The sequence below is a fragment of the Corynebacterium sp. HMSC11E11 genome (assembly GCF_001807025.1).
In the GTDB taxonomy this organism is placed as follows: domain Bacteria; phylum Actinomycetota; class Actinomycetes; order Mycobacteriales; family Mycobacteriaceae; genus Corynebacterium; species Corynebacterium freneyi.
In genome coordinates, this window is sequence record NZ_KV787174.1 from 1 (window position 1) to 9,878 (window position 9,878).

General features: G+C 69.3%; 6 protein-coding genes. 3 read left to right on the top strand and 3 right to left on the bottom strand.

Annotated elements, in window-relative coordinates; translation table 11 throughout:
- On the bottom strand, positions 1 to 1,003 hold a 1,003-nt coding region (locus HMPREF3121_RS11695; protein ID WP_070523770.1), incomplete at its 3' end, for a carboxylesterase family protein.
- A gap of 93 nt (positions 1,004 to 1,096) precedes the next feature.
- Here HMPREF3121_RS11695 and HMPREF3121_RS11700 point away from each other — a divergent pair.
- Entirely contained in the window at positions 1,097 to 3,379 is a 2,283-nt protein-coding gene (locus HMPREF3121_RS11700; protein ID WP_070523773.1) for a M3 family metallopeptidase, read from the top strand.
- An 11-nt stretch (positions 3,380 to 3,390) separates the two neighbouring features.
- The gene (locus tag HMPREF3121_RS11705) at positions 3,391 to 3,630 is read left to right on the top strand and encodes a hypothetical protein (RefSeq protein WP_070523776.1); all 240 of its coding nucleotides are present in this window, start codon (positions 3,391 to 3,393) and stop codon (positions 3,628 to 3,630) included.
- Between the two features lie 255 nt (positions 3,631 to 3,885).
- Here the strand turns inward: HMPREF3121_RS11705 and brnQ are convergent, their stop codons facing one another.
- Positions 3,886 to 5,268, bottom strand: a complete 1,383-nt coding sequence (gene brnQ / locus HMPREF3121_RS11710) for a branched-chain amino acid transport system II carrier protein (RefSeq protein ID WP_083291731.1) — start codon at positions 5,266 to 5,268, stop codon at positions 3,886 to 3,888.
- Positions 5,269 to 5,369: 101 nt separating this feature from the next.
- Positions 5,370 to 7,616 (bottom strand): 4-alpha-glucanotransferase, encoded by a 2,247-nt coding sequence (gene malQ / locus HMPREF3121_RS11715; RefSeq protein ID WP_371327343.1) that lies wholly within the window; start codon positions 7,614 to 7,616, stop codon positions 5,370 to 5,372.
- Between the two features lie 359 nt (positions 7,617 to 7,975).
- Here malQ and HMPREF3121_RS11720 point away from each other — a divergent pair, with 359 nt between their 5' ends.
- A complete protein-coding gene (locus tag HMPREF3121_RS11720; protein ID WP_070523784.1) occupies positions 7,976 to 9,808 on the top strand; it encodes an AMP-dependent synthetase/ligase in 1,833 nt (610 codons plus the stop codon).
- The last annotated feature ends 70 nt before the right edge of the window (positions 9,809 to 9,878 follow it).

Here is a 9,878-nt window from a genome sequence, read left to right on the forward strand (position 1 = left end):
GCCCCAGCCCGCCGTGGGCCGCGCCGATGACGCGGGCGGCCGCCCGCGCGCCGGGCAGCCCATCGGCCCGAATGAGCGGCGGCACGAAGTGGAACTCCTCGCTGGTGGCGGTGACCATCAGCGGCACCCGCGGCCGGATCTCCCGGATGCGCGGGCCCACGGCGGTATCCGTCGGGGCGACCGCGGCGACGAGTCGGTAGGCCCGGTCGATGATCCCGGGATCGGCCGTTCCCGACGGCCCGACTCCTCCGATGCGGGCGAGCAGCCGTCGCAAAGCACTGCCCGAACCCCGCGACAACCCGGGCGACATGGCGATGACCCGATGCACCAGTCCCTCCGACCGCGGATCCGACGCCAGCGCCAGAGCCAGGCCCGCACCCGCCGACTGACCCGACAACGTGACGTTGCCCGGATCCGCACCGAACGCGGCGGCATTGTCGCGGACCCAGCGCAGCGCGATGAGCAGATCATCGACGGCACGATAGGGTGCCGCGCCCGGCCTTCCGATGCGACCGTCGCCCCGCGTGCGCCAAAACCCGTCGAACCGCTTGCGGTAGCCCAGCGACACCGCGACGATGCCCTCCTCCGCGAAACGGCGCGTGCTGCACCACGGTTCCGAGGGGTGGCCCTCTTCGAAACGGCCGCCGTGGATCCACAGGAGGATCGGGCGCGCGCCGACGCTCCCGCCCGCAGAGCTAGCGCCATCCGGGGAGGCGGTCGCACCAACGCCGTCGACCGGCGCGGTGACGGTGAGCTGCATGTGGCCGACGCCCTCGCGCAGGGCGGTGCCGGACCCGTCGCCGAGCGGATCGCCGATTGGTTCACGGCCGTCGTGCGGACCGGGCGGCGCCGGCGTGGACGGACGAAACGGCTCGGCCGTGGCGTACGGGATCGTGTGGATGCGCAGCACCCCACCCGAAACGCGTCCCGTCAACGCGCCGGCGGGGGCGCCGACGGTGAGATCTCCGGGGCGGCCATCGGTCGCGTGGCGGGAATCGTCCATGCGCCCAGCGTAAGCGTCCCGCCGCGGGCGAGAGCCGGAATGGCCCAACGCGCACGGCGGCGCCCCGCCGGGTCGGCGCTAAGGTGGGGCCCCATGAACGCATCGTCTTCCGAGACCATCGCCGCCAATCCGCTTCTGACGCCGTCGACGCTGCCGTACGGTCTGCCCGACTTCGGGTCGATCGGCGACGAGCACGTCATCCCGGCGTTTCGCACGGCCTTCGTCGACCATGACGCGGAGATCGCCGCGATCGTCGACAACCCGGAGGCCCCGACCTTCGCCAACACCCTCGAGGCGCTCGAGAAGTCGGGCCGCCTGCTGGATCGCGTGGCCGCGTATTTCTTCAACATCGCCGGCACCGACGCGACCGAGGAGCGGCTGGCCATCGAGGCCGCCATCGCCCCGGAGCTGGCCGCGCACATGGATGGCGTGCGCCTCAACGAGGGGTTGTGGGCGCGCATCAAGAAGGTGGCGGAGCTTTACGACGAGTCGACGTCCGCGTCGTCCGCCGGGGCGGGTCCGGATGCGGGGGATGCCGACCGCGGGACATCTGCGGCGTCCGAGGTTCCGGAGCTCGACGACGAGGCCCGCCGTTTGCTGGACAAGGTCGTCCGCGACTTCCGCCGGGCCGGCGCCGACCTCGACGATGCGGGCAAGGCGCGTCTGAAGGAAATCAACGCCCGCCTGTCCGAGCTGTCGACCGCCTTCGGCGAAAACCTGCTGGCCGACACCAACGACCGTGCCGTGGCGGTCACCGACGAGGCCGATCTCGCCGGGCTGTCGGACGCCGCGAAGGACAATCTCGTCCGTTACGCACGCAAGGCCGGCCGGGCCGACGGGTGGCTGATTCCGCTGGATCTGCCGAGCGTGCAGGCCATCCTCACCGACCTGGAGTCGCCGGACACCCGCGCCCGCGTCTACGCCGCATCCATCGCACGCGGCACGGGGGCCGGCCACGACAACCGTCCGGTGCTGTTGGAGGAGGTCCGCCTGCGCGCCGAAAAGGCCCGGCTGCTCGGTTACGACACCCACGCCGACTACGTCATCTCCGACGAGACCGCCGGGGACGTGGCCGCCGCGAAGAAGCTGATCACCGACCTGGCGCCGGCGGCCGTCGCCAACGCCGAGGGCGAGTACAAGCGCGTCGCGGACCTGGCCGCCGAAGAAACCGTCGGCGCCGGAGCGGGAATCGACGGCGCGGATGACGCCGAGTCCGTCGAGGGGGCGGGCGACGTCGGCGCACCCGACTGGCCGTACTGGGCCGAGCGCCGCCGCGCCGAGGAATTCGCCGTCGACGGCGAAAAGCTCAAGGCGTACTTCCAGCTCGACCGTGTCCTCCGCGACGGCGTCTTCCACGTCGCCAAGAAGCTCTACGGCATCGACGTCGTCCCGCGCGAGGACCTCACCGGCTACGCCCCCGGCGTCACGGTGTGGGAGGTCCGCGACGGCGGCGCCGATGGGGGAGCGGAAGCGGGCACGGAAGCGGGCGCCGATACGGGTGGTGGCGCGGGAGCCGAGTCCCGGGATTCGGGCATCGGCCTGCTGCTCACCGACTTCTTCTCCCGGCCGACCAAGCGCGGCGGCGCGTGGATGAGCTCCTTCGTCGACCAGTCGCACCTGCTGGGCACCAAGCCGGTCGTCGTCAACGTGCTCAACATCGCCGAGCCCGCGGAAGGGGAGCCGGCGCTGCTCACCCTCGACGAGGTGACCACCCTCTTCCACGAATTCGGCCACGCCCTCCACGGGCTGCTGTCCGACGTCCGCTACCCGCGGTTCTCCGGGACCAACGTGCCGCGCGACTTCGTGGAGTTCCCCTCCCAGATCAACGAAAACTGGGCGCTGGAGCCGTCGATCCTGGCCAACTACGCGTTCCACGTCGACACCGGCGAGCCCATCCCCGACGACCTGGTCGAGGCAGTCAAGCGCGCCCGCACCGCCGGCGAGGGCTTCGCGACGGCCGAGTACCTCGCCGCCTCCGCCCTGGATCTGGCATGGCACTCGCTGTCGCCGGAAGAGGCCGCCGCCGTCACCGACGTCGGCGAATTCGAGCAGAAGGCGCTGGAGGAATACGGCCTCGACGTGGCCAACCTCGCCCCGCGCTACCGGTCCACGTACTTCAACCACATCTTCGCCGGCGGATACTCGGCCGGATACTACTCCTACCTGTGGGCCGAAGCCCTCGACGCCGACGGCTACGGCTGGTTCACCGACAACGGCGGCGCCACCCGCGCCGGAGGCGGCCACTTCCGCGCCACGATCCTGTCCCGCGGCGGCGCCATCGACTTCACCGAGGCCTACCGCACGTTCCGCGGACGCGACAAGGACATCCGCCCGCTCCTCGAACGCCGGGGTCTGGCGGGAGCCGACGTCGGGTAATGTGAACCGCCGTGTATGAAGCGCTCGAGGGAACCGTCGACTCGGTCGGCCAGTGGCTGACGCAGTTGTCGGTGCTCGGGCAGACCACCGTGCTGCTGGCGTTCCTCGTGCCCGTCGGCGGCGTGGTGGCGTTCGCGTTCATCGGCCTCATCGACGTCGTCGTCGGCCGCTTCTCCCGGAGGTGGGCGACGAAACGCCCCGGCCGGGGAGGACGGACGCGAATCGAATTGGTGGAGCAAGACCCCAGCTGATGCCGGGACAGTGAAAGAGGAGAGCCCAACATGCGGAAGTCGCCGGTCAAGATCGCGCTCATCGTGCTGATCATCCTGGTGCTCGTCGCCGGAGTCATGACGCAGATGTGATCGTGCCGCCGTCCGGCCCGGCACACCGGACCACAAACGACGGGCCGCAAACGACGGGCCGACGGCACACGGACGGGCAGTACCCCGAATGGCAAAAAGGCGGTCCACTCCCGGAGAGTGGACCGCCTTGACCGCGCCCGCGGATCAGGGGTGAACGTTCGCCGCCCGCGCGCCTTCCGCCCCGAAGGACGCCGTCGGCTCACCCGGCTCCGGCGCCGGCAGCCGCTTGCCGTAATCGACCACCAGACAGACGGCCAAGACGACGGTGGTGGGGATGACCCACGCCAACGACTGCTCGTACAACGGCAGATTCGCCAACGACGGCACCGCCGACGCCGGATCGACGTCGAGCGTCCGGGCCAAGTCGATGAGGGCGAACACGCCCGCCACCGCCACCGGCACCCGGTAAGACCACGTCAACTTGAACGGCAGCGCCGCCTGCAGCAACGTCAGGAACACCAGCGCCACCGCCATCGGGTACAGGAACACGTTGAGCGGAATCGCGATGCCGATGATCGCATCCAGGCCCAGGTTCGACATCACCAGGCCCGCCAGCGTGAAACCGACCGCCCACGCCCGGAAACCGATGCGCGGGGTCAGCGACGAAAAGAACGCCGCGGTTGACGTGATCAAACCGACGGCCGTCGTCAAGCATGCAAGCAAAACGATGAGCGCGAACACCCACGCGCCCGCCGCGCCGAAGGACCGCGTCGCGGCCTCCGACAACAACAGCGCACCGTTGGTGTACTCGCCCCCGATGCCCTGGCCCAACTGGCCGAGCCCCAGATAAACCAGGCCGAGCAGAATCACCGCGATCACGCCCGCCAAAATCGACGACGTCACCACCTGACGCTGCCGGTCAATGCCCCGCGACCGCAGGGAATCGATGACCACGATGCCGAACACCAACGCCGCCAGGGAATCCATGGTCAGGTACCCCTCCAGGAAACCCGTCGCGTACGGCGACCCCGCCCACTTCTCGGTCGGGGCACCCGGCTCGGCCGTCAACACGATCGAACCGACGACCACCAATGCGACGATGAGCACCAGCAACGCCGGCGTCAACCAACGTCCCAACGAATCTACGATGCCGCCCGGACGCAGCGACAACCACAGCGACACCGCGAAAAACGCCGCCGTGAACGCGAACAACGCCCACCCCGACGACGTCCCCGCCACACCCGCGACACCCGTCTCGAACGCCACGTTCGCCGTGCGGGGAATCGCGTACAGCGCGCCGATGGACAAGTACACCGCAATGGAAAAGACCAGGCCGAAAACCCTGCCCGCCCGGGAGGCGATGTCGACGATGCCGTTGCCGGACACCGCCACGGCGATCACCGCCAACGCCGGCAGCAGCACCGCCGTCGTCAGGAAACCGGCCATCGCCGGGCCATAGGCCGTGCCTGCCTCGATGCCGAGCTGGGGCGGGAAAATGAGGTTGCCCGCGCCGAAGAACATCGCGAACAACATGAGCCCGACGACGAGGATCGTCGAGACTGCGGGGCGGGAGTCTGTATCGGTCACCCCACGATTGTCGCAGGGGGCCGCCCGTTCGCATGCCGGGGGCGGGTGCAGGGGGGACCGGGTGCCCGCGGAACGGGCACATGGCGGATCCCCGATGACCGTCAATCCCTGGCGGAAGCCTCCGCAACCGCCCCGAACAGGGGAAGGTCCGGCAGGTCGGACACCAGAAGCGCACGGCCCTCGTGATCCGTCAGCGGCACGCACCAATTCGGGTACTGATCGTGGGTCGTGCCCGGCTGGTTCTGCGTGCGACGGTCGCCGACCATGTCCACCAGCGCCATGCACGTCAGCGCCGACGGAGTGCGCGCGAGATACCGGTGCAAACCGACGATCAGCGGCGCCGCATCCGGCAGCTCGTCGCGGGAGATGTTCTTCCAATCCCGGCCGGACACCGGTCCGTCGGCGTCGGAAAGCCCCTCGAAACAGCCCGCCGCATCCACCGCGGCGAGGGTCGCCGTCACCCACTCCAGGTCACGGGCCTCCTCTTCCTCCACGTCCGCAGAGAACAGGCCGAGACGGTCGCGCAGCTTGATGTGCTCGCCCGCGAGATACCCCGCCGTCGGCGGCAGATCGTGCGTGGTCACCGACGACAGGCACAGGCGGCGGTAGTGCGACGGGTGCTTGGGCACCCCCGGACCATCCGACTCGAACCACAGGATCGACGTGCCCATGACGCCGCGCTGAGCCAGGTACTCCTGAACCCACGGCTCGAAGGTGCCCAGGTCCTCGCCGATGACGACGGCGCCGGCGAGTTCGGCCTCCAACGCGAGAATGCCGACCATCGCCTCATGGTCGAAGTACACGTAGGTGCCGTTGGCCGGCGACTCCATCCGCGGCATCAACCACAGCCGGAACAGCCCGAGGATGTGATCGACGCGGATGCCGCCCGAATGGCGCAGCACCGTGCGCAGCATGTCCCGCCACGGCTTGTACGAGGCCTCCGCCAACTTGTGCGGGTTCCACGGCGGCTGCGACCAGTCCTGGCCGCGCTGGTTGAAACCGTCCGGCGGGGCGCCGACCGACGCATCCGGGGCCATCCATTCCGCCAGGTTGCGGGCGTCGGACCCGCCCGGGTGCACGCCGACGGCCAGGTCGGCCATGATGCCGATGCGCATGCCCGCCTCGGTCGCCGCGCGCTGGGCGTCGCGAAGCTGCTCATCGAGGATCCACTGCAGCCAGCAATGGAAATCGACGAGTTCCCCGCGCAGATCTTCGATGTCCTCGTGGGCGCCCAGCGGCGTGACCAGGCCCGCGAACTCTCCGTTCGCGAACTCGTCGTCGTCACGGGCGGCGGTGCGGATCTCGATGTCGCGGTCGGCGCACCATCGGGCGTAGTCGAGGATGCCGCGGCCCTGCTCGGCCAGGAACCGTTCGTAGTCGGCGCGGCGCACCTCGGACAGCGGAATGTGGTGGATGGCGTGGAGGGCGCGCAGCTTGGCGGCATAGATCGGGTTGCGGTCGATCTCGTCGGCCGAGCGGTTGAGCTCGCGGAAACCCGCGGCCAGGTCGCGCAGCTCGGCGGCGTCGGCCTCGTCGAGGTAGGAGAACTCGGGGATCATCTCCACCCGGATGTACAGCGGGTTGGCGTAGCGGCGCGTGGTGGGCAGGTAGGGGGAGTCCTCCACCGGCGGGGAGGGCTCGGCGGCGTGCAGAGGGTTGACCAGCACGAAGTCGGCGCCCGCCGCGCGCGCCGACACGCTGGCCAGGTCGCCGAGGGTGGTCAGGTCGCCGATGCCCCAGGACCGCTCGGAGCGCACCGAGTACAGCTGGGCCATGACACCGGTCGCGGGCTTATCGACGAACTTGTCGGCCGTCGACAGCCGACCCGGAGTGACGGCGAGCTCGCATTCTGCCGTCGCGTCCTCGTTGACCGCGCGCAGGCGGTGCCACCCCAGGGGCAGATTCTCCGGGACGGCGAAGGCGGCTTCGCCGAGCAGAACGCCGTCGACCTCGCGGGGAGCGACGTTGTGCTCGACCTGGGCCAACGGCCACTCCGACCCGTCGTCCAGGATCGCGGTGACGGACACGGCGGTGCCGTCGGGGACGTGAACGATGACCTCCTTGTAGGAGCCGCTGGTGCTCACCACCACCGGCGGCAGCAGCCGACGCCAGCGCGCATCGGTCCACGCCTCGCGGGCGGCGATGATGTCCTCGTCGGAGGGGTCGTCGGGGGTGGGGCCGAGATCGACGTCGAGCGCCGCGAGGATCTTCAGGATCGTCGCCCTGGACACCGTGGCCTCTTCGCCGTTTTGCGCGGTATAGCGCGTGGCGACGCCGACGTCGGCGGCGAGATCGGTCAGGGGGGCGGTCACGGGAAGCTGCGCGTCTTCGTTGGTCACGCGTCCCATCATGCCAGTGACGCGGAATGTCCACCCGACCGGAGAAGCTGGCCATCGTCCGGCCCGGAAGCGGCGGTCGCCGATCTGCTCGCGGGCGACGGTCATCCGCGTGTCCGACGGCGACCGTCCTCGCCCCGTTTGGAGGTGGCGATCGATGCATCGACATAACGATTCCGTTTTTATGCCCGGTTCTCGCACCGGCGTGATGCGCGTGTCGTACAGTTGCCGAAGTAATAGAAGTAATCGATGTCACACCTCCTCGTGCGACGCCGCAGTCGACTGGGCGGGGTGACATCCGCGCGCCGGCGAAGCATCGGCGGCCGCGGTCACGCGAATCGATGGACGACCAGAAGGAGACGGAAAGCACCATGCGGGAGTACAGCAGCGAAGCCAAGTACGTGGTGGGTGAGAAGGAAACGATCGTCACCGCGATGCAGGAGCTGGTGGCCAAGCGCCCGAAGCTGGTCATGTTCACCCGTCCGAAGAACTTCGAGTGGGTCAACGTCACCGCCCAGGAGTTCCACGATGAGGCCATGGCCGTCGCCAAGGGTCTCATCGCCAACGGCGTCCAGAAGGGCGACCGCGTCGCGCTGCTGTCCGAGACCCGTTACGAGTGGAACCTGATCAACATCGCCATCTGGATGGCGGGCGCGACCATCGTGCCGATCTACGGTTCCTCCTCCGCCGGCCAGATTCGCTGGATCATCGAGGACTCCGGCGCGGTTTTCGCGATCACCGAGAGCCGCCAGCACACCGAGCGGATGAAGAACCTCGTCATCGACGACTCGGGCCACGCCCCGCTGTCGGAGTCCCCGACGCAGCTGCGCCGCGTGCTCGAGATCAACGCCTCCGCCGTCGACACCCTCATGTACGAGGGGCGCGACATCGACGACTCCGAGGTGCAGAGCCGCATCGACGCGACCACCTGCGATGACCTCGCGTCCGTCATCTACACCTCCGGCACGACCGGCCGCCCGAAGGGCTGCATGCTGGTCCACAGCAACTGGTTGGCGGAGGCCCGCGCGATCCTGACCAACGACATCGGCGTCATCGCCCGTCCGGGCAACCGCATCCTCACCTTCCTGCCGCTGGCGCACGTTCTGGCCAACGCGGTGTCCCTGGCCGCCATCGTCGGCGGCGCCACCCAGTCCCACTGGGCGGACACCAGCACCGTCACCCTGGAGTTCCAGCGTTCCCGCCCGCACTTGATCCTCGGCGTGCCGCGCGTGTTCGAGAAGGTCCGCGACTCGGCGCAGGCCGGTGCGAAGGAGAAGGGCGCCTTCGGCACTGCGCTGTTCGAGCGCGCGGAGGCCGCCGCCATCGAGTACTCGAAGGCCCTGGACACCCCGTCCGGCCCGACGACGGCGCAGAAGCTGCGCCTGAAGCTGTACGACAAGCTGCTGTTCGGCAAGATCAAGGCCGCCATGGGCGAGGCCGTGCAGTACACCATTTCCGGTGGTTCGGCGATGTCCTCTGACCTGGGCCACTTCTTCCGCGGCCTGGGCGTCACCGTTTACGAGGGCTACGGTTTGACCGAGTCGACCGCCGCCATCACGGTGAACAACCCGAACGACCAGGTCATCGGCACGGTGGGCCGTCCGGTCGGCGGCTGCGCGGTGAAGATCGACGACGACGGTGAGATCCTGCTCAAGGGCTCGGTGGTCTTCAAGGGCTACTGGCAGAACGAGGAAGCCACCAAGGCCGCCTTCGACGGCGAGTGGTTCAAGACCGGCGACCTCGGCGAGCTCGACGAGACCGGCCACCTGCGCATCACCGGCCGCAAGAAGGACCTCATCGTCACGGCCGGCGGCAAGAACGTGTCGCCCGGCCCGATGGAGGACCGCATGCGCTCCCACCCGCTGGTGTCGCAGGCCGTGGTCATCGGCGACGGTCGCCCGTTCGTCTCGGTGCTGGTCTCGCTCGACGAGGAGGCCGTGGAGAAGTGGAAGGCCGAGCACAACGTGCCGGAGCACACCCCGGTGCGTGAGCTGGCCGCGAACGCGGTGCTGCGCGCGGAGATCCAGGACGCGGTGAACTCCGCCAACGAGCTGGTCTCGCACGCCGAGGCCATCAAGAAGTTCCACATCCTCCCGTGCGACCTCTCCGAGGAGGCCGGCGAGCTGACCCCGACCATGAAGGTCAAGCGCAACGTCGTCGTCGACAAGTACTCCCGCGAGATCGAGGACATGTACACCCGCTAGAACCTCCGTCGGCCGCCCTCATGGGCGGTCCGCCAGGGTTTCCGGCCCGGCACCCCACATGGGGTGCCGG